The sequence below is a fragment of the Bifidobacterium aesculapii genome (assembly GCF_001417815.1).
Lineage (GTDB): Bacteria > Actinomycetota > Actinomycetes > Actinomycetales > Bifidobacteriaceae > Bifidobacterium > Bifidobacterium aesculapii.
The window spans coordinates 25,560-43,850 of sequence record NZ_BCFK01000067.1 but is presented as its reverse complement, the minus strand read 5'-3'; the positions used below and the strand labels follow the sequence as shown (position 1 = coordinate 43,850).

Sequence of the window (18,291 nt, the reverse complement as noted above, 5' to 3'; positions counted from 1 at the left end):
CGCGAATGGCGCACTTCCGTGCCGGATGATGGATTTCATCGCCCCGTATCGAGCTGTTCACCCGACGCTACGGCAGCTGCGCATCCGCCGCGGGATGACGGCCGCGCCACCACTTCTGTACGAAGTACGCGCCGTAGCACACGACGATGAACAGCAGCTCCGCGACCAGCGCGAACCGCTGCTCCTTGTCGAAGAACACCAGCAGGAAGGAGGCGGTGCACAGGATGAACGCGCCCCACGAGGTGAACGGGTAGCCGGGCGTCGCGTACTTGAGTTCGGCGACCGTATGCCCGGAGGCCACCCAACGGCGGCGGAACACGATCTGGCAGTACGCGATCGCGATCCACACCACCACCGCGGACAGGCCGGAGAGCGCCACGAGCACGAGATACACGGTCGAGGCGGCCACGACGGAGCTGAGCAGCGCCAGCAGGCCGCCGGCCATCGCGGCGCACAGGGCGAGCATCGGCACGCCGCGTCGGTTCGTCTTCGCGAACCAGCGCGGGATCATGCCCTCGTTGCCCATCGACCAGACCATGCGCGTCGAGGCGTACAGGCCGGAGTTCGAGGCGGACAGCACCGCCGTGAGCACCACGAAGTTCATGATGTCCGCCGCGTAGGGGATGCCCACCGAGTTGAGCACGAGCACGAACGGGCTTTCGCCCACGCCCGCCTGTCGCCACGGGATCAGCGCGCTCATCACCACGATGGAGCCGATGAAGAACAGTACGAGGCGCCACAGCGTCGTGTGGATCGCCTTCGGCACGGCGGTCTCCGGGTCGCGCGTCTCGCCGGCGGTCACGCCGATGAGCTCGGTGCCGGAGAACGCGAAGTTGACGGTCAGGATCGTCGCGAACACCGGCATGAAGCCGTTCGGGAAGACGCCGTCCTTGATGAGGTTGCCGAACATCGGCGCATGCGTGTACCCCTTCATCGGAATCACGCCGAAGATCGTGAGCGTGCCGATGGCGATGAACGCGCAGATCGCGAACACCTTGATGGAGGCGAACCAGAACTCCGCCTCGGCGAAGAACCGCACGGACAGCGCGTTGAGCGTGAAGATCAGCACGATGCACGCGGCCGACCACACCCATGTGGGCGTGGTCGGGAACCACCGCTGCATGAGCAGGCCCGCCGCCGTGAACTCGGAGCCCAGGGCGACCGTCCAGGTGAGCCAGTATTGGATGGCGATCACGAATCCGGTGCCCGGGCCGATGAACTTCTCCGCGTACACGTGGAACGAGCCGGTCACCGGCATCGCCACGGACAGTTCGCCGAGCGTGAGCATCACCAGATACACGATGACCGCGCCGATCGCGTAGGCGAGAATCGTGCCGATCGGGCCGGCCTGCTGGATCGTGTACCCGGAGCTCAGGAACAGGCCCGTGCCGATCACGCCGCCCAGCGAGATCATCTGCAGGTGGCGCGCCTCCATGCCTCGTTTGAGGTTCGTGTGCAGTGCGTGCCGGGTATGTCCGTCGGCGTCCTGTGCCGTCGGTGCCGTCGCCTGTGCCGTCGGTGCGCCGGTCCGTTCCGGCGTGCCTGATTCGCTATGGCTCATCGTGTGTTCTCGTCCTCTGTCTCGCGCGTGCGGTCGAATCGCAGACAGTATACGCGCAGGGCGGTCACGAGGGGCGTGGCGCGGTTATTCCTCGCGGTCCGCCGCGCCCCGCACGTCGCCCTCCGCGTTGGTGATGGCCTCGGCGATGTTGTCGCGCGTGAAGTCGTGGTTGCGGTAGTCCGGGTTGTCGACCGGCAGATGCGTGGTCATCGTGTCGAACACCTGGCTCAGTATCTCGCCGCGTTCGAGCACCGCGTCGAGCACGTGCCCGCCGATTGAATGGTCGTCGGCGAGGAAATGCTCGTGGAATCCGGCGACGGCCGCCCCATGGAACATGATGGGGGAGAAGTAGCCGAGCATCGTGCCGCGCACGTCGTGCCCGAGGAAGACGGCCTGACGGTCCGCGACCTCCTCCAACGTGGGGTAGGGGGCCTGCTGCTTGATGACCGCGCGCGTCTTGATGAAGCTGAACGTGCCGCGCACGATCACCGCGAAGAACGCGTTCGCGCGCCCGTTCGCCTCGACGATGCGCCGGTTGAGCTCCTCGAGGCCGATGTCGCTGCGCTCGCACTGGTATTGGAACGCCGCATGATGCATGTTCGCGAACGGCAGCGTCAGGTCGTCGGGCACGGCCTCGACCTCGCCGGTGCGTCCGACCTTCCAGGCGCGCCCGTCGAGGATGATGATCTCGCCGTCGAGCCCTTCGCCGGTGCCGATGCCGGTATCGCCGTGGGTGAGCAGCTCGCCCATCGTGGTCGTGCCCTCCAACAGGCCCGGCACGAGCAACGCCAGCGTGCCGTGCTGGTAGAGCACGTTCGCGCGGTGCTCGTGGATCGGTTCGATCGCCTTGCCCTTCAGTTCGCTCACGATTCCGTAATATAAGGTGTCCGTCCGGGCCGGGCAAGGGCGGTTCCGTGGATTCGTCCGGCCCGCCGCGTGACCTCGCTCACACGTCGTCCGCCGTTCACGTTGTTCACCTTCCGTTGCCCGTACCCGCTGTGGAGCGCGCCGCGGTTTCGTCTGAAGGCGTATTGGGCACGGTCGGGTATAGCGTAATCGCGTGCTTTTCGGGGAGCCGCTTCGTGGAGAGGGAACGGTGCACCCCACGGATCGGGCACGGGAAGAAGAATGCGGCATATGACGAATGGGCAGGGACCGACGCGTAAAGACGGGCATAGCAGCGTGGATGCGGATCGCGGCAAGCGCACGCTCACGAGTGAAGAGACATACGTCGACGGGCATCTGACGCGCACGGCGTTCGTCTCGCTCGCCATCCTCACGTTCATCACGTTCGTCGGCAACTTCACGCAGCTGCAGTTGAGCGCCGCGTTGCCGTCGATCGTCGACGAGTTCCGCATCAACGTGACCACCGGCCAGTGGCTCACCTCCGTGTTCCAGCTCGTCATGGGCGTGATGGTGCCGCTCACCGCGTTCCTGACGCGCCGCTTCTCGACGCGTCAGATCGTCATCACCTCGATGATCGTGTTCACCCTCGGTTCCGTATGCTCGTGGCTCGCGCCGACGTTCCTCGTGCTGCTCGCCGGCCGCGTGCTCCAGGCCGTCGGTTCCGGCGTGATGTGGCCGGTGCTGCAGATCACCGTGTTCTCCATCTATCCGCTGTCGCGCCGCGGCGCCGCGATGGGCACCGTCGGCATCGCGATGAGCGTCGCGCCGGCCATCGGTCCCACGCTCGGCGGCATGCAGACCGACGCGAACGGATGGAGGTCCATCTTCGTCACCTTGACGGTGCTCGGCGCCGTCTCGCTCGCGGCCGCCTGCCTGTGGCTGCACGACTTCGGCGAGAACGACGCGACCGCCCGCACCGACTTCTTCTCCGTGATGCTGTCAATCTTCGGATTCGGCGGTCTCATGTTCGGATTCACGAACATCGAGAGCTATCCGTTCGTGAATCCGATGGTGTGGGCGTCGATGCTCATCGGCGTCGTCGGCATCGCGTGGTTCGTCGCGCGGCAGGTGCATCGCGCGCACATATATAAGGAGTATGAGGCGGCCGTGGCGCGCGGCGATGGCGCGCGGGCCGCGGCGCGCCCCGAACCGCCGCTGCTCGACCTCGGCGTGCTGCGCAACCGTTCGTTCACCGTCGGCACGCTCATCGCGTCGCTCGCGTTCTTCGCGTTCAGTTCGATTCTCGTGATCATGCCGCTCTATATCCAGAACGACCGCGGCTACAGCGCCACGATGAGCGGACTGATCATGCTGCCCGGCGCCATCGGCATGTGCCTGTCGCAGCTGTACGGCGGCAAGGCGCTCGACCGGTTCGGCGCGCGTCCGGTCGGTCTGTTCGGCGCGATCACGCTTACCGTGGGCACGCTCGGCATGAGCCTCATCTCCACCGACACGTGGATCTGGTGGGTGTCGATCTGCCAGTTCGTGCGCCAGATCGGCATGGGATCGCTGCTGATGCCGATCACCACGTGGTCGCTCAACTGCTTGGAGCACGCCGAGATCTCCGCCGGATCGGCCGTGACGAACACGGCGCGGCAGGTGGCCGGCGCGATGGGCGCGCCGATCCTCGTCATCCTCATGGAGACGTTCACCGCCATGTACCATGCGGGCGGCATGGACGCGGTGATGGCGAACATCGCCGGCATCCAGTGGACGCTGCGCATCTCCGCCGCACTGTGCTTCATCATGGTGCTGCTTGTGCTCTTCGGGGTGCACGGCAACGGCGCCGGCTCCTCGCGTGAGGCCGCCGCCCGCGCCATGCGTCGTCTGCGTCGTTGATTTGTGCGATATGGTGAATTGCCGTTGTGGCCTCGGTCGGCCTCGGTGGGCCTCGGTCGGGCCTCGGTGGATGTCGTTCGGACCTCGGTGGATGTCGTTCGGATCTCGGTGGGGCCGGTGATTCCCCGTCGGTGCGGTCAATCCCCGTACATATACACCGTTATCTGCTCTTTACAGCATCAAGCGGACGAAAACGAGCCCTGTTTTCGTCCACTTAACACTGTAAGGCAGGGAAAACGGTGTGATTGTACGGTGATTTCGGGGGATTCGGGTACGTGGATGTGCGTGGATGTGCGTGGATGTATTCGATTCGGGAATCCTGTATAGAGATTTCGTCCGGCCCGGGATTCGGTGCGACTCCTGTAGGCTGACTGTATGGGCAGTGGCATGGATAGTGGAGCATATGGCTCCGAGGATATGAAGAAACGGCCGCGTGGCCGCGTCGTGAAGGATTGGATTCCCGACCAGCCGGGCGCATGGGTGATGGCGCTCGCACCCGCGCTGGCCGGGCTCGTCGTCGGTGGACTGAGCGCGGATTCGGTGTGGCTGTTCGTCTTGTGGGCGCTGTGCTACTGCTTCCAGTTCACCGCCGCGCGTTGGCTGAAATCGCGGTTCGCTCGCCGCTACATGCCGCCGATGGCCGGCTACGGCGTCGTGTTGGCGGTATGCGGTGTGCCGTTCGTCGCCATGAACCTCGACGTGCTGCGCTGGGCGCCCGTATATATGGTGCTTGCCGCTCTCTCGTTCCTCGCCGCATGGATGCGGCGGGAGCGCTCGCTGTGGGGCAACGCGGTCGCGGTCGTCGCCTCGACGCTGATGGCCACGGTCGTTGCCTCGTACGGCCCGCGCAATACGCTGCACGTCATGCTGCCCGCCACCGCGGTGATGATGTCGTTCGCGTTCGCCCTGTTCCAGTTCGGTTCGGTGCTGTTCGTCAAGACGATGATTCGTGAGCGGGGGAGTCGCGCATATCTGGCCGCGTCGATCGTGTGGCATGCGGTGCTGTTCGCGGCCGTGACCTGGTGGGTCGGCGGCGTGACGGGCGAGCTGGGGTTGTCTGGTTGGATTCCGATACAGTTCATGTGGATGGAGCTCGCGGCCGTCTGGCTGCTGGCGCGCGCCGTCGCCCTGCCGTGGATCGGCGCCCGGCGCCGTGTGCGCCCGGTGGTCGTGGGGCTGGTGGAGATGGCCTCCAGCCTGCTGGTCTTCGTCGCCGTCGTGGCGTACGTGATGTGGTGACGGCGTGGACGGAAGGGACTGCATGTCGCCCGGCGTGTCGCGCGGGCGTGCTCGTCCAAGCCCGGTGATTAGATACTCAAGTTGCCTGATTTGGGCTCGCACATTGGAAATAACAAAGCGAGCACGGGCCGGCGAATCGCCCAGCGGTTCGAGGTGCCGTGCACTGATGTCGGATGACCGCCAGAGGACGTATGTCCAAGGGAGGCCATGCGCGCCGGTGCCCTCAAGAAGCAGGCTGGAAACCAGTACACGAATCGCTAGAAAGGGCGGACGGCAATGGCGGGACAGAAAATCCGCATCAGGCTTAAGTCCTATGACCACGAGGTCATCGACCAATCGGCGAAGAAGATCGTCGAAACGGTGACGAACGCGGGCGCAACTGTTGTTGGCCCCGTTCCGCTGCCGACCGAGAAGAACGTTTTCTGTGTTATCCGTTCTCCTCATAAGTACAAGGATTCTCGCGAGCACTTCGAGATGCGCACCCACAAGCGCCTCATCGACATCGTGGACCCGACCCCGAAGGCCGTGGACTCCCTGATGCACATCGATCTGCCTGCGGACGTCAACATCGAAATCAAGCTGTAAGGGAGGAGGGAACCGCTATGTCGCAACATAAGGATCGCAAGGCGCTGCTGGGCAGGAAGCTCGGTATGTCGCAGGTGTGGGACGAGAACGGCTTCTTCGTGCCCGTCACGCTGGTGGACGTCTCCACCAACGTCGTCACCGCCATCAAGACCCCGGAGACCGACGGCTACACCGCCGTCCAGCTCGGCTACGGCCAGATCGACCCGACGAAGGTCACCAAGCCGCTCGCCGGCCACTTCGCCAAGGCCGGTGTCACCCCGCGTCGTCACCTCGTCGAGGTGCGCGAGGACAACGCCGTCGAGTACGAGGTGGGCCAGGAGCTCAACGCCGACGTGTTCGCCGAGGGCACCGAGGTCGACGTGACCGGCACCACCAAGGGCAAGGGCTTTGCCGGCACCATCAAGCGCTGGGGCTTCAAGTCCTACCGCCGTACCCACGGTTCTCACAAGAACGAGCGTCGCCCCGGTTCCGTCGGCGCCTGCGCCACCCCGGGTCGCATCCTCAAGGGCAAGCGCATGGCCGGCCGCATGGGCCACGTGACCTCCACCGTGCAGAACCTCACCGTCGTTTCCGCGGATGTCGAGAACGGCATCCTCGCCATCAAGGGCGCCATTCCGGGCCCGAAGGGCGGCATCGTTCTCGTCCGTTCTGCGGTGAAGGGAGCCTGATAAACCATGGCAAACGTCACGTTCAACGTCACTGATCCCCAGGGTCAGGCCGCCGGCACCGTTGAGGCCCCGGCCGAGCTCTTCGGCTTCTCCGCCGAAGAGGTCCAGTCCCGCATCCCGCTGATCCACCAGGTCGTCAACGCGCAGCTGGCCGCCCGTCGTGCCGGCACCCACGCGACCAAGACCCGCGCCAGCGTCTCCGGCGGCGGCAAGAAGCCGTGGAAGCAGAAGGGCACCGGTCGTGCCCGCCAGGGCTCCATCCGCGCCCCGCAGTGGTACCACGGCGGTGTCGTGTTCGGCCCGCAGCCGCGCGACTACTCCCAGCGCACCCCCAAGAAGATGAAGGCCGCCGCCCTCAAGTACATCCTCTCCGACCGCGCCAACGCCGGTCGCGTGGCCGTCGTCGAGTTCGGCGTCTCCGAGAAGCCTTCCACCAAGGCTGCCATCGCCGCCCTCAACCCGGTCATCGGCGAGAAGTTCGCCACCATCGCGCTGACCCGCGATCAGGTGAACGAGTGGCTGTCCGTGCGCAACCTTCCGTATGTCCACCCGATCTTCGTCGATCAGCTCAACACGTACGACGTGGTCACCGCGCAGTACGTCGTCTTCACCAAGGAGGCCCTCGAGGCCTTCGTGGCGGCGAAGACCAAGAAGGAGGCCTGATTTTCATGGTCGCTATTCACAAGCCGGCTCACGACATCATCATCAAGCCTGTCGTGTCCGAGAAGAGCTACGCCGCCTCCGATCGTGGCCAGTACACCTTCGTGGTGGCCCCGAACGCGAACAAGGTGCAGATCAAGCAGGCTATCGAGCAGATCTTCAACGTCAAGGTGACGAAGGTCAACACCCTCAACCGTGAGGGCAAGCGCACTCGCACCCGCACCGGTTACGGCCGCCGCGTCTCCCAGAAGCGCGCGATCGTCTCCGTCGCCGAGGGCCAGACCATCGACATCTTCGGTAACTGAAGGTTAGCCGAGAAAAGTTAAAGGAAGAACTACATTATGGCTATCCGCGTTTACAAGCCGACGAGCGCCGGCCGCCGCAACGCCTCCGTCTCGGACTTCTCCGAGATCACGCGTTCCACGCCTGAGAAGTCGCTCGTCCGTCCGCTCCCCAAGACCGGCGGTCGCAACTCCTACGGTCGCATCACCTCCCGTCACCGCGGTGGCGGCCACAAGCGCCAGTACCGTCTCATCGACTTCCGTCGCTGGGACAAGGACGGCGTGCCGGCCAAGGTCGCTCACATCGAGTACGACCCGAACCGCACCGCCCGCATCGCCCTCCTGCACTACGCAGACGGCGAGAAGCGCTACATCATCGCGCCGAAGGGCATCAAGCAGGGCGACGTCATCGAGACCGGCGCCCAGGCCGACATCAAGCCGGGCAACAACCTGCCGCTGCGCAACATCCCGACCGGTACCGTCGTGCACGCGATCGAACTGAAGCCGCTCGGCGGCGCCAAGATCGCCCGCTCCGCCGGTGCCTCCGTCCAGCTCGTCGCCAAGGACGGCGCCTACGCCCAGCTGCGTATGCCGTCCGGCGAGATCCGCAACGTCGACGCCCGCTGCCGCGCGACCGTCGGCGAGGTCGGCAACGAGGACCACGCCAACATCCAGCTCGGCAAGGCAGGCCGCGCCCGTTGGATGGGCAAGCGCCCGATCACCCGTGGTGAGTCCATGAACCCGGTCGACCACCCGCACGGCGGTCGTACCCGCGGTGGCAAGCCGCCGGTTTCCCCGTGGGGCAAGGGCGAGGTTCGTACCCGTCGTCCGAAGAAGGCTTCGAACAAGATGATTGTTCGTCGTCGTCCGAATGGCAAGAACCGCAAGTAAGGAAGATTCGAAGAGATGACTCGTAGCATCAAGAAGGGCCCCTTCGTCGACGCCCACTTGCAGAAGAAGGTCGACGAGCAGAACGAAAAGGGCACCAAGAACGTCATCAAGACGTGGTCCCGCCGTTCGATGATCACCCCTGACTTCATCGGACACACGTTCGCTGTCCACGATGGCCGCAAGCACGTCCCGGTGTTCGTCACCGAGGCCATGGTCGGTCACAAGCTCGGTGAGTTCGCCCCCACGAAGACCTTCAAGGGTCACGTGAAGGACGACAAGAAGGCCCGCCGCTAAAGGAGAGAATGACTTATGGAAGCTAAAGCAATCGCCCGTCACGTCCGCGTGACGCCGCGCAAGGCTCGCCGCATGGTCGACCTCATCCGAGGCAAGCAGGCGACTGAAGCCATCACCATCCTCAAGTTCGCTCCGCAGGACGCGTCCATCCCGGTTCGCAAGGTCCTCGAGAGCGCCATCGCCAACGCGCGCGTCAAGGCCGACAAGGCCGGCGAGCCGTTCCGTGAGAACGACCTGGTCATCAAGGAGACCTACGTGGACGAGGGTGTGACGCTCAAGCGTTTCCGCGCTCGTGCCCAGGGCCGTGCCGCTCGTATCAACAAGCGCACCTCCCACATCACGGTCGTCGTCGCCAACAAGGAAGGAAACCGCTAAAGATGGGTCAGAAGATCAATCCCTTTGGCTACCGCTTGGGCGTCACCGAAAACCACCGTTCCAAGTGGTTCTCCGATTCCAACAAGGCCGGCGAGCGCTACCGCGACTTCGTCCTTGAGGATGACAAGATCCGCAAGGAGATGAACAAGGACCTCGAGCGCGCCGGCGTGAGCAAGATCGTCATCGAGCGCACCCGTGACCGCGTCCGCGTCGACATCCACACCGCCCGTCCGGGCATCGTGATCGGCCGCCGCGGCGCCGAGGCCGAGAAGGTCCGCGCCAAGCTCGAGAAGCTGACCGGCAAGCAGGTCCAGCTCAACATCTTCGAGGTCAAGAACGCCGCGCTGGACGCCCAGCTCGTCGCTCAGGGCATCGCGGAGCAGCTGACCAACCGCGTCACCTTCCGCCGCGCCATGCGCAAGGCCCAGCAGGACGCCATGCGCGCCGGTGCCAAGGGCATCCGCATCAAGCTCTCCGGCCGCCTCGGCGGTGCGGAAATGAGCCGTTCCGAGTTCTACCGCGAGGGTCGCGTCCCGCTGCAGACCCTCCGCGCCCTGATCGACTACGGCTTCTTCGAGGCCAAGACGACCTACGGCCGCATCGGCGTCAAGGTCTGGATCTACAAGGGCGACATGACCGAACGTGAGTTCGAAGAGCAGCAGGCCCAGCAGAACAACCGTCCCGGCCGTCGCGGCGATCGCCGTCCGCGCCGTGGCAACCGCAACGCCGGTGCCGCCCGCAACGCCGAGGCCCCCAAGGCCGAGGCCGCCGAGGCTCCCGCTGCCACGGAAACGAAGGAGTGAGCAAGAATGCTTATCCCAAAGAGGACCAAGTACCGCAAGCAGCACCGTCCCGTGCGCTCTGGCATGTCCAAGGGCGGCAACGAGATCAACTTCGGTGACTACGGCATCCAGGCGCTGGCTCCGGCCTACGTGACCAACCGCCAGATCGAGGCCGCGCGTATCGCCATGACCCGCTACATCAAGCGTGGTGGCCGCGTGTGGATCACGATTTTCCCGGATCGTCCGCTGACCAAGCACCCGCTCGGCGCCCGAATGGGTTCCGGTAAGGGTACTCCGGAGTTCTGGATCGCCAACATCCACCCCGGTCGCGTGATGTTCGAGATCGGTGGTGTCTCCGAGGACGTCGCCAAGGAAGCTTTGCGTCGTGCCATCGACAAGCTCCCCATGAAGTGCCGTGTGATTGCTCGTGAAGGCGGTGACATCTGATATGGCAGTCGGAACCGAAGAATACTCGATCAAGAATCTCAACGAGAAGACCAACGCGGAGATCGAAGGCTTCCTGAAGAAGTCGAAGGAAGAGCTGTTCAACCTGCGCTTCCAGTCCGCCACCGGTCAGCTCGAGAACACGGCTCGCCTCAAGGCCGTCAAGCATGACATCGCCCGCATGTACACCGTGCTGCGCGAGCGCGAGCTTGGCATCACCTCTGAGCCGGCCGACGAAACCGCTAAGGAGCAGTGATCATGGCTGAAGAGCAGCAGGAGCGCAACTTCCGCAAGGTTCGTCGTGGTTACGTCACGTCCGACAAGATGGACAAGACGATCACCGTCGAGCTCGAGAAGCGTTCGACCCACCCGCTGTACGGCAAGGTCGTCCGCACCACCAAGAAGGTCAAGGCCCATGACGAACACAACGAGGCCCACATTGGCGACCTCGTGAGTATCATGGAGACTCGTCCTCTGAGCAAGACCAAGCGTTGGCGTCTCGAATCCATCATCGAGCGCGCCAAGTAAAAACAAGTTCGGCAAGGCTCGCCGTCCACCGGGCGCGGTTAGATAGATGTTCTGTGCGTCTTTCCAACCGCGCCCGGTGTGCGGGGAGAACCAGCTCGGCTAAGGAGAATCAATGATTCAGCAGGAAACGCGGCTTCATGTCGCCGACAACACGGGTGCCAAGGAGATTCTTGCCATCCGCGTGCTCGGCGGTTCGAAGCGACGCTATGCCGGCCTGGGCGACGTGATCGTCGCCTCGGTCAAGGACGCGATCCCTGGCGGATCGGTCAAGAAGGGCGATGTGGTCAAGGCCGTCGTCGTCCGTACCGTCAAGGAGCACCGTCGTGTCGACGGCTCCTACATCAAGTTCGACGAGAACGCCGCGGTGATTCTCGGCTCCGGCCGTGAACCCAAGGGCACTCGTATCTTCGGACCGATCGCTCGTGAGCTGCGCGACAAGCGCTTCATGCGCATCGTGTCCCTCGCCCCGGAGGTGATCTGACATGGTAGCCAAGATCAAGAGCGGCGACCAGGTGAAGGTCATCCGCGGCAAGGATCGCGGCAAGGAAGGCAAGGTCCTCCGCGTCCTCAAGAACGACCGTCTGATCGTCGAAGGCGTTCAGATCGTCAAGAAGCACGTGCGCGCCACCCAGCAGGGCCAGCAGTCCGGCATCGTCTCCGTCGAGGCTCCGATCCATCGCTCCAACGTGATGGTCATCGACCCGGAGACCGGCAAGCCGACCCGCGTGGGCGTCATCGTGAAGGAAGAGGCGCGTGACGGCAAGGTGAAGACCGTGCGCGTGCGCGTCGCCAAGAAGTCCGGAAAGGAGCTGGCATGACCGACACCACTACCGTCGAAGCGCCGGCCACCCCGCGCTTGAAGGTGCAGTACAACGAGCAGATCGTCCCCGAGCTCGAGAAGGAGTTCAAGTACTCCAACCCGATGCAGGTCGCTCGCGTCCAGAAGGTCGTCGTCTCCATGGGTGTGGGTGCCGCCGCTCGCGACTCCAAGCTCATCGAAGGCGCCGTCAAGGACCTCACCCTGATCACCGGCCAGAAGCCGAAGATCACCAAGGCTAAGAAGTCCGTCGCCCAGTTCCACCTGCGCGAAGGCCAGGCCATCGGTGCGTACGTCACCCTGCGTGGCGACCGCATGTGGGAGTTCCTCGATCGTCTGCTGAACACCGCCCTGCCGCGCATCCGCGACTTCCGTGGCATCAACGGCCACCAGTTCGATGGTCAGGGCAACTACAACTTCGGCCTCACCGAGCAGTCCATGTTCCATGAGATCGATCCGGATTCCATCGACCACCAGCGTGGCATGGACATCACCGTGGTGACCAGCACCAAGGACGACAAGGAAGCCTACACGCTGCTCAAGCACCTTGGCTTCCCCTTCAAGGAGAACTGATATGGCAAAAACCGCTCTTAAGAACAAGGCGGCCGGCAAGCCGAAGTTCAAGGTGCGCGCCTACACGCGTTGCCAGGTCTGCGGTCGTCCCCATTCCGTGTACCGCAAGTTCGGCCTGTGCCGCATCTGCCTTCGTGAGAAGGCCCACCGCGGCGAGCTGCCCGGCGTTACGAAGTCCAGTTGGTAAACATCGACGCTGAAGGTCCGCGGCCCCAGCTCCCCTGAACAGGGGAGCGGGCGGCGGAAACCACGGCGAGAAAGGGCGATAGCCCACATGACAATGACAGATCCGATCGCAGACATGCTCACGCGTCTGCGTAACGCGAGCGCGGCGAAGCACGAAACCGTGGATATGCCGTACTCGAAGTTCAAGAAGAACATCGCCGAGATCCTCAAGCGTGAAGGCTTCATCAAGGACTTCACCGCCAAGGACGCGAAGGTCGGCCAGACCCTTGAGGTCACCCTCAAGTACGGCCCGAACGGCGAGCGTTCCATCCAGGGCATCAAGCGCATCTCCAAGCCGGGCCTGCGTCGCTACGCCAAGTCCGACTCCCTGCCGATGCCGCTCGGTGGCCTCGGTATCGCGATCATCTCGACCTCGTCGGGACTGATGACCCAGAAGGAATGCCTCGACCGGGGCATCGGCGGCGAGATCGTCGCCTACGTGTGGTGAGAAAGGAGAGCTGACACATGGCATCGCATATTGGTAAGCTCCCCATCGCCATCCCCGCTGGCGTTGAGGTCAAGATCGACGGCGCCCACTTCGAAGCCAAGGGCGCGAAGGGCACCGACAGCTACACGCTTCCGGAAGGCATCACCGCGGCCGTCGAGGGCAACGAGATCATCGTCACCCCCGCCGACGACCTGCGTCCGACCCGTGCCAAGCACGGTCTGGCCCGCTCCATCATGGCCGGCATGGTCAAGGGCGTGCACGACGGCTACTCCAAGACCCTGGAGATCGTCGGCACCGGTTACCGCGCCGTCGCCAAGGGCAAGGGCATCGAGTTCTTCCTTGGCTACTCCCACACGATCACCATCAACCCGCCGGAAGGCATCACGCTCAAGGTGACCGACGCGAACCACGTGGTCGTCGAGGGCATCGACAAGCAGATGGTCGGTCAGGTGGCCGCCAACATCCGCAAGCTGCGCGAGCCGGAACCCTACAAGGGCAAGGGCGTCAAGTATGCCGACGAGCATATTCTGCGCAAGGCTGGAAAGGCTGGTAAGTGATATGAGCGTCACTATTTTCGGCAAGGGCAAGAAGGTCGCGCTCAAGCGTCGTCACGCCCGCATCCGCAAGCGTATCTCCGGTACCCCCGAGCGTCCGCGCCTGGTGGTCACCCGTTCCAACCGCCACATGGTCGCCCAGATCGTCGACGACACCAAGGGCATCACCCTGGTCTCCGCGTCGACCCTGACCGCCGATTTCGCCGGTTTCGAGGGCACCAAGGTCGAGGCCGCCAAGAAGGTCGGTGAGCTCGTGGCCGAGAAGGCCAAGGCCGCCGGTATCGAGGCCGTCGTCTTCGACCGTGGTGGTCACAAGTACACCGGCCGTGTCGCCGCCGTCGCCGATGGCGCCCGTGAGGGAGGTCTGGCACTGTGAGCGAAGAAATGAAGGAAACCCAAGTGGCTGAAGAAACTCAGAACACTCAGGCTGCTCCGGCTGAAGAGAACAACGCCAACGACGAGCGTCGTGGCGGCCGTCGTGGCGGCCGTCGCGGCGAGGGCCGCCGTGGCGAGCGTCGCAACCGTCGCGAAGAGAACAAGGGCGATGAGCTCCTCGATCGCGTCGTGACCATCAACCGCGTCTCCAAGACCCACAAGGGTGGCCGTACGTTCAGCTTCGCCGCCCTCGTGGTGGTCGGCGACGGCAACGGCACCGTGGGCGTCGGCTACGGCAAGTCCCGTGAGGTTCCTGCCGCCATCGCCAAGGGCCAGCTGGACGCCAAGAAGCACATGTTCACCGTGCCTCGCGTCCGTGGCACCGTCACCCACCCGGTGATCGGCCACGACGCCGCCGGCACCGTGCTGCTCCGCCCGGCCGCTCCCGGCACCGGCGTTATCGCCGGCGGCCCGGTCCGCGCCGTCATGGAGTGCGCCGGCATCACCGACGTGCTGTCCAAGTCCATGGGCTCCGCGACCGCCATCAACATGGTCCGCGCGACCGTCGCCGCCCTCAAGCAGCTTGAGGAGCCGGAGGAGATCGCCGCCCGTCGTGGTCTCGCCCTCAACGAGGTCGCTCCCGATGCCCTGCTGCGCGCCCGCGCCGCCGGCATCGCCGAGGCCCGCAAGGCCCGTGAAGAAGCCCAGGCCGCCAAGGCCGCTGAAGCGAAGGATGGTGAGTGATACATGGCTAACCTGAAGATCACGCTCCACCACGGTCTCGTGAACCGCACGCCGAAGCAGCGTGCCACCGCTCAGACCCTGGGTCTGAACAAGATCGGCAAGACCGTCGTCCGCCCGGACACTCCGGCCAACCGCGGTCTGGTGAACGTCGTTCGCCACCTGGTCACCGTTGAGGAGGTCGACTGATTATGGCTGACAACGAAATCCTGCAGATGCATGATCTCAAGCCCGCTCCGGGCGCCAACCGCGACCGCATCCGCGTCGGCCGTGGTGAGGGCTCGAAGGGCAAGACCGCCGGCCGTGGCGCCAAGGGCCAGACCAAGCGCACGCACGTGCGTCCTGGCTTCGAAGGTGGCCAGCTGCCGCTGTACATGCGCCTGCCGAAGCTCCGTGGCTTCAAGAACCCGTTCCGCGTCGAGTTCCAGGTCATCAACATCGCGCGTCTCGTCGAGCTCTTCCCGGAGGGCGGCGAGGTGTCCGTCGAGAACCTGGTCGCCAAGGGCGCCGTTCGCGGCAACGCCCCGGTGAAGATCCTCGGTGACGGCGACGTCAACGTGGCGTTCACGCTCAAGGGCGTGAAGGCCTCCGCTTCCGCCAAGTCCAAGATCGAGGCCGCCGGCGGCAGCATCGTCGAAGCGTGAGTCGCCTAAGCGACCCGTTTCGGTGAGACAACACCAACGAGAACCCTCTCGCCCCTCGTGAGCGAGAGGGTTCTTCGTATGGTCACACACACATTGCGCGGTCCGTTATCGGCACCGCTGTTGGCGCTAAGTAGGCACGATACGATATGCTCGTGCGTTAGCGTTCAAGTACGAACACATGAGCATCGCAGTAGCGCCTTGGGGCGCGTGGGAGGATTCCAGGTGAGGACGTTAATCCAGGCCCTGAAGACGAAGGAACTGAGGAAGAAGATTCTCTTCGTCCTCTTCATCATCATTATTTATCGCATCGGCTCGTTCATCCCGACCCCGGGCGTCGACTACACCGTCGTGCAGAAGTGCGTCCCCACCCTGCAGGGCAGCCAGGAGAACTTCATCGGGCTCGTGAACCTCTTCTCCGGCGGCGCCATGCTCCAGCTGTCGATCTTCGCGCTCGGCGTCATGCCGTACATCACCGCGTCCATCGTCGTCCAGCTGCTGCGCGTCGTCATCCCGCGCTTCGAGGCCCTGCACAAGGAGGGCCAGTCCGGTGAGGCGAAGCTCACGCAGTACACGCGTTACCTCACCATCGGCCTCGCCGTCCTCCAGTCCACGACGATCCTCGTGACCGCCCGTTCCGGCGCGCTGTTCAACTACGCCTGCTCCCAGGTCATCCCCGACGGCTCCGTATGGAACCTCGTCGTGATGGTCCTCATCATGACGGGCGGCACCGGCCTCATCATGTGGATGGCCGAGCTCATCACCGACAAGGGCATCGGCCAGGGCATGTCCGTCCTCATCTTCATGTCCATCTGCTCCGGCTTCCTGCCGCAGCTGTGGGAGATCGGCTGGGGCACCAACGGGACCGACGGTGACTGGACCAAATTCGCAATCGTCGTGTCCGTGCTTGTCGTCATCCTGATCTTCGTCGACTTTGTCGAACTGTGCCAGCGCCGCATCCCGGTGCAGTACACGCGCCGCATGATCGGCCGCAAGATGTACGGCGGCTCCTCCACCTACCTGCCGCTGAAGATCAACATGTCCGGCGTCATCCCGCCGATCTTCGCCTCCTCCATCCTCGCCATCCCGACGCTGATCGCGCAGTTCGGCAAGACCGACCAGTCGTGGGTGCAGTGGATCAACACCAACCTCGCGAACACCACCAGCGTGTGGTACATCGCGCTGTACGCGCTGATGATCGTGTTCTTCTGCTTCTTCTACACGGAGATCACCTTCAACCCGGACGAGACCGCCGACAACATGAAGCAGTACGGCGGCTTCATCCCCGGCATCCGCGCCGGCAACGCCACCAGCCGCTACCTGAGCTACGTGATGAACCGCCTCAACACGGTGGGTGCCGTCTACCTGCTGTTCGTGGCCCTCATCCCGACCGTCCTCATCATGGCGCTGGGCCTCAACACCCAGCTGCCGTTCGGTGGCACCACCATCCTGATCATCGCGGGCGTCGGCCTCGACACGTTGCGTCAGGCCAAGGCCCAGACCGAACAGTTCCAGTACGCCGGCTTCCTCCTGGAGGACATCGACCACAAGGAGCACTGACGGTCATCACGGTCCGTCACGGGCCGTCGACCGTCGCCGGTCGCTGAGCGTCAGGCGTCATCGTCACCACATCAGCGACCAACGAGAACCATTCAGAACCAACGAGAACAGGAGCTGACCATGCGTCTTCTCATCATGGGCCCCCAGGGCGTGGGCAAGGGCACCCAGGCCGCGCTGCTCGCCGAGCACTACGGCATCCCCGCCATCTCCACTGGCGACATCTTCCGCGCCAACATCAAGGGCAGGACCGAGCTGGGCCTCAAGGTCATCGAGTACACCGACAAGGGCGAACTCGTGCCGGACGAGCTGACCAACTCCATCGTCAAGGACCGTCTCGCCCAGGATGACGCCAAGAACGGCTGGATCCTCGACGGCTACCCGCGCAACGCCGCCCAGGTCGAGGCACTGGACGCGATCCTCGCCGAGCTTGGCACCCCGCTCGACGCGGTCGTCGCCCTCGACGCCGACCACGACGTGCTCATGCAGCGCATCGCCAAGCGCGCCGAGGAGCAGGGCCGCACCGACGACAACCCGGAGGCCATCGCCAAGCGACTCGCCACCTACGCCAAGGAGACCGCTCCGCTGCTCGACACCTACAAGTCCCGTGGCCAGCTGGTCGCCATCGACGGCGTCGGCGACATCGACGAGATCCAGAAGAACATCGTCGCCGCGCTCGACGCCCGCTGACCGGCGCGGCGGACCGTTCCGCCCGCGGACAATCGCGTACGCGCGCATATACCACATCACCGGAGAGCCGGACGAAATGACACGCCGAGTGTCGATTTCGTCCGGCTCTACGCTATCCTAGTAGATTGGTGTGTCTTCGGATGCGTCAATGTAATGCAACCAACGAAACGGAAGCCGGGAGCTATGGCAAAAGACGGTGTGATTGAAGTCGAAGGTCGGGTGGTCGAAGCGCTGCCCAACGCGATGTTCCGCGTTGAACTCGAGAACAAGCACATCGTGCTGGCCACCATTTCCGGAAAGATGCGGAAGAACTACATTCGTATCCTCCCGCAGGACCGCGTCGTGCTCGAGATGAGCCCGTACGATCTCAACCGCGGTCGCATTACGTACCGTTACAAGTAAGGTACAAGTAAAGGATAACCATGAAGGTCAGCCCTAGTGTGAAGAGGATCTGCGAAAACTGCCGCGTGATCCGTCGTCACGGCCGCGTCATGGTGATCTGCACCAACCCCCGCCACAAGCAGCGTCAGGGCTGAGAGCAGATTCCCCAGCGGCATCAATTGAATATCAGACACTCTCTCACAGTGCTTCCCGCAAGGGAACGACACTGAACCACG

The 18,291-nt window shown here is 64.1% G+C and carries 29 protein-coding genes; 27 read left to right on the top strand and 2 right to left on the bottom strand.

Features of this window, described 5'->3' with window-relative positions; all coding sequences use genetic code 11:
* Positions 1-67: 67 nt before the first annotated feature.
* Positions 68-1,561, bottom strand: coding sequence for an amino acid permease (locus tag BFAL_RS08915; RefSeq protein ID WP_082440492.1), 1,494 nt, complete (start codon positions 1,559-1,561; stop codon positions 68-70).
* An 84-nt stretch (positions 1,562-1,645) separates the two neighbouring features.
* Positions 1,646-2,428: an acetolactate decarboxylase gene (gene budA / locus BFAL_RS08910; RefSeq protein ID WP_055428039.1), complete on the bottom strand. Its 783-nt coding sequence runs from the start codon at positions 2,426-2,428 to the stop codon at positions 1,646-1,648.
* Positions 2,429-2,698: 270 nt separating this feature from the next.
* On the opposite strand from budA, the gene BFAL_RS08905 reads away from it, so the two are divergent.
* The 27 genes from BFAL_RS08905 to rpmJ all read left to right on the top strand — a co-directional run bounded on the left by BFAL_RS08905 (position 2,699) and on the right by rpmJ (position 18,210).
* Positions 2,699-4,306 (top strand): MDR family MFS transporter, encoded by a 1,608-nt coding sequence (locus BFAL_RS08905; protein ID WP_082440491.1) that lies wholly within the window; start codon positions 2,699-2,701, stop codon positions 4,304-4,306.
* 417 nt (positions 4,307-4,723) lie between these two features.
* Positions 4,724-5,545 carry a YwiC-like family protein gene (locus BFAL_RS08900; protein WP_055428037.1) on the top strand — a complete coding sequence of 274 codons (822 nt, stop codon included), beginning with the start codon at positions 4,724-4,726 and terminating at the stop codon, positions 5,543-5,545.
* A 276-nt stretch (positions 5,546-5,821) separates the two neighbouring features.
* Positions 5,822-6,130: a 30S ribosomal protein S10 gene (rpsJ, locus tag BFAL_RS08895; RefSeq protein WP_003827292.1), complete on the top strand. Its 309-nt coding sequence runs from the start codon at positions 5,822-5,824 to the stop codon at positions 6,128-6,130.
* 17 nt (positions 6,131-6,147) lie between these two features.
* Positions 6,148-6,798 (top strand): 50S ribosomal protein L3, encoded by a 651-nt coding sequence (gene rplC / locus BFAL_RS08890; RefSeq protein WP_055428036.1) that lies wholly within the window; start codon positions 6,148-6,150, stop codon positions 6,796-6,798.
* Positions 6,799-6,804: 6 nt separating this feature from the next.
* A complete protein-coding gene (gene rplD, locus BFAL_RS08885) occupies positions 6,805-7,461 on the top strand; it encodes a 50S ribosomal protein L4 (protein ID WP_055428035.1) in 657 nt (218 codons plus the stop codon).
* Positions 7,462-7,466: 5 nt separating this feature from the next.
* Entirely contained in the window at positions 7,467-7,763 is a 297-nt protein-coding gene (gene rplW, locus BFAL_RS08880) for a 50S ribosomal protein L23 (RefSeq protein WP_055428034.1), read from the top strand.
* A gap of 36 nt (positions 7,764-7,799) precedes the next feature.
* The gene (gene rplB, locus BFAL_RS08875) at positions 7,800-8,630 is read left to right on the top strand and encodes a 50S ribosomal protein L2 (RefSeq protein WP_055428033.1); all 831 of its coding nucleotides are present in this window, start codon (positions 7,800-7,802) and stop codon (positions 8,628-8,630) included.
* A 15-nt stretch (positions 8,631-8,645) separates the two neighbouring features.
* Positions 8,646-8,924, top strand: coding sequence for a 30S ribosomal protein S19 (gene rpsS / locus BFAL_RS08870; protein WP_003814508.1), 279 nt, complete (start codon positions 8,646-8,648; stop codon positions 8,922-8,924).
* Positions 8,925-8,939: 15 nt separating this feature from the next.
* Positions 8,940-9,299: a 50S ribosomal protein L22 gene (rplV, locus tag BFAL_RS08865; protein WP_055428032.1), complete on the top strand. Its 360-nt coding sequence runs from the start codon at positions 8,940-8,942 to the stop codon at positions 9,297-9,299.
* Between the two features lie 2 nt (positions 9,300-9,301).
* Entirely contained in the window at positions 9,302-10,102 is an 801-nt protein-coding gene (gene rpsC / locus BFAL_RS08860; protein WP_055428031.1) for a 30S ribosomal protein S3, read from the top strand.
* Positions 10,103-10,108: 6 nt separating this feature from the next.
* Positions 10,109-10,528, top strand: coding sequence for a 50S ribosomal protein L16 (gene rplP / locus BFAL_RS08855; protein WP_055428030.1), 420 nt, complete (start codon positions 10,109-10,111; stop codon positions 10,526-10,528).
* A 1-nt stretch (position 10,529) separates the two neighbouring features.
* Complete coding sequence (rpmC, locus tag BFAL_RS08850) at positions 10,530-10,781, top strand: 50S ribosomal protein L29 (RefSeq protein WP_055428029.1); 252 nt, start codon at positions 10,530-10,532, stop codon at positions 10,779-10,781.
* 2 nt (positions 10,782-10,783) lie between these two features.
* On the top strand, positions 10,784-11,053 hold the full coding sequence (gene rpsQ, locus BFAL_RS08845; RefSeq protein ID WP_055428028.1) for a 30S ribosomal protein S17: 270 nt from the start codon (positions 10,784-10,786) through the stop codon (positions 11,051-11,053).
* A gap of 112 nt (positions 11,054-11,165) precedes the next feature.
* Positions 11,166-11,534, top strand: coding sequence for a 50S ribosomal protein L14 (gene rplN / locus BFAL_RS08840; protein ID WP_055428027.1), 369 nt, complete (start codon positions 11,166-11,168; stop codon positions 11,532-11,534).
* A 1-nt stretch (position 11,535) separates the two neighbouring features.
* Positions 11,536-11,871, top strand: a complete 336-nt coding sequence (rplX, locus tag BFAL_RS08835; protein ID WP_055428026.1) for a 50S ribosomal protein L24 — start codon at positions 11,536-11,538, stop codon at positions 11,869-11,871.
* A complete protein-coding gene (gene rplE / locus BFAL_RS08830) occupies positions 11,868-12,443 on the top strand; it encodes a 50S ribosomal protein L5 (RefSeq protein ID WP_055428025.1) in 576 nt (191 codons plus the stop codon). The genes rplX and rplE overlap by 4 nt, the downstream gene beginning before the upstream one ends.
* A gap of 1 nt (position 12,444) precedes the next feature.
* Entirely contained in the window at positions 12,445-12,630 is a 186-nt protein-coding gene (locus BFAL_RS08825) for a type Z 30S ribosomal protein S14 (protein WP_003814530.1), read from the top strand.
* Positions 12,631-12,717: 87 nt separating this feature from the next.
* Complete coding sequence (gene rpsH / locus BFAL_RS08820) at positions 12,718-13,116, top strand: 30S ribosomal protein S8 (RefSeq protein WP_055428024.1); 399 nt, start codon at positions 12,718-12,720, stop codon at positions 13,114-13,116.
* Between the two features lie 17 nt (positions 13,117-13,133).
* The gene (gene rplF / locus BFAL_RS08815) at positions 13,134-13,673 is read left to right on the top strand and encodes a 50S ribosomal protein L6 (RefSeq protein ID WP_055428023.1); all 540 of its coding nucleotides are present in this window, start codon (positions 13,134-13,136) and stop codon (positions 13,671-13,673) included.
* A gap of 1 nt (position 13,674) precedes the next feature.
* On the top strand, positions 13,675-14,046 hold the full coding sequence (gene rplR / locus BFAL_RS08810; protein WP_055428022.1) for a 50S ribosomal protein L18: 372 nt from the start codon (positions 13,675-13,677) through the stop codon (positions 14,044-14,046).
* Positions 14,043-14,789 carry a 30S ribosomal protein S5 gene (rpsE, locus tag BFAL_RS08805; RefSeq protein WP_055428021.1) on the top strand — a complete coding sequence of 249 codons (747 nt, stop codon included), beginning with the start codon at positions 14,043-14,045 and terminating at the stop codon, positions 14,787-14,789. The genes rplR and rpsE overlap by 4 nt, the downstream gene beginning before the upstream one ends.
* Positions 14,790-14,792: 3 nt before the next feature.
* A complete protein-coding gene (gene rpmD / locus BFAL_RS08800) occupies positions 14,793-14,975 on the top strand; it encodes a 50S ribosomal protein L30 (RefSeq protein WP_055428020.1) in 183 nt (60 codons plus the stop codon).
* 2 nt (positions 14,976-14,977) lie between these two features.
* The gene (gene rplO, locus BFAL_RS08795) at positions 14,978-15,430 is read left to right on the top strand and encodes a 50S ribosomal protein L15 (RefSeq protein ID WP_055428019.1); all 453 of its coding nucleotides are present in this window, start codon (positions 14,978-14,980) and stop codon (positions 15,428-15,430) included.
* 222 nt (positions 15,431-15,652) lie between these two features.
* Positions 15,653-16,987, top strand: a complete 1,335-nt coding sequence (secY, locus tag BFAL_RS08790) for a preprotein translocase subunit SecY (protein ID WP_055428018.1) — start codon at positions 15,653-15,655, stop codon at positions 16,985-16,987.
* Positions 16,988-17,107: 120 nt separating this feature from the next.
* Positions 17,108-17,674 carry an adenylate kinase gene (locus tag BFAL_RS08785; protein WP_055428017.1) on the top strand — a complete coding sequence of 189 codons (567 nt, stop codon included), beginning with the start codon at positions 17,108-17,110 and terminating at the stop codon, positions 17,672-17,674.
* Positions 17,675-17,857: 183 nt separating this feature from the next.
* Positions 17,858-18,076, top strand: a complete 219-nt coding sequence (gene infA, locus BFAL_RS08780) for a translation initiation factor IF-1 (RefSeq protein ID WP_004268611.1) — start codon at positions 17,858-17,860, stop codon at positions 18,074-18,076.
* Between the two features lie 20 nt (positions 18,077-18,096).
* The gene (gene rpmJ, locus BFAL_RS10760; RefSeq protein WP_003814578.1) at positions 18,097-18,210 is read left to right on the top strand and encodes a 50S ribosomal protein L36; all 114 of its coding nucleotides are present in this window, start codon (positions 18,097-18,099) and stop codon (positions 18,208-18,210) included.
* The last annotated feature ends 81 nt before the right edge of the window (positions 18,211-18,291 follow it).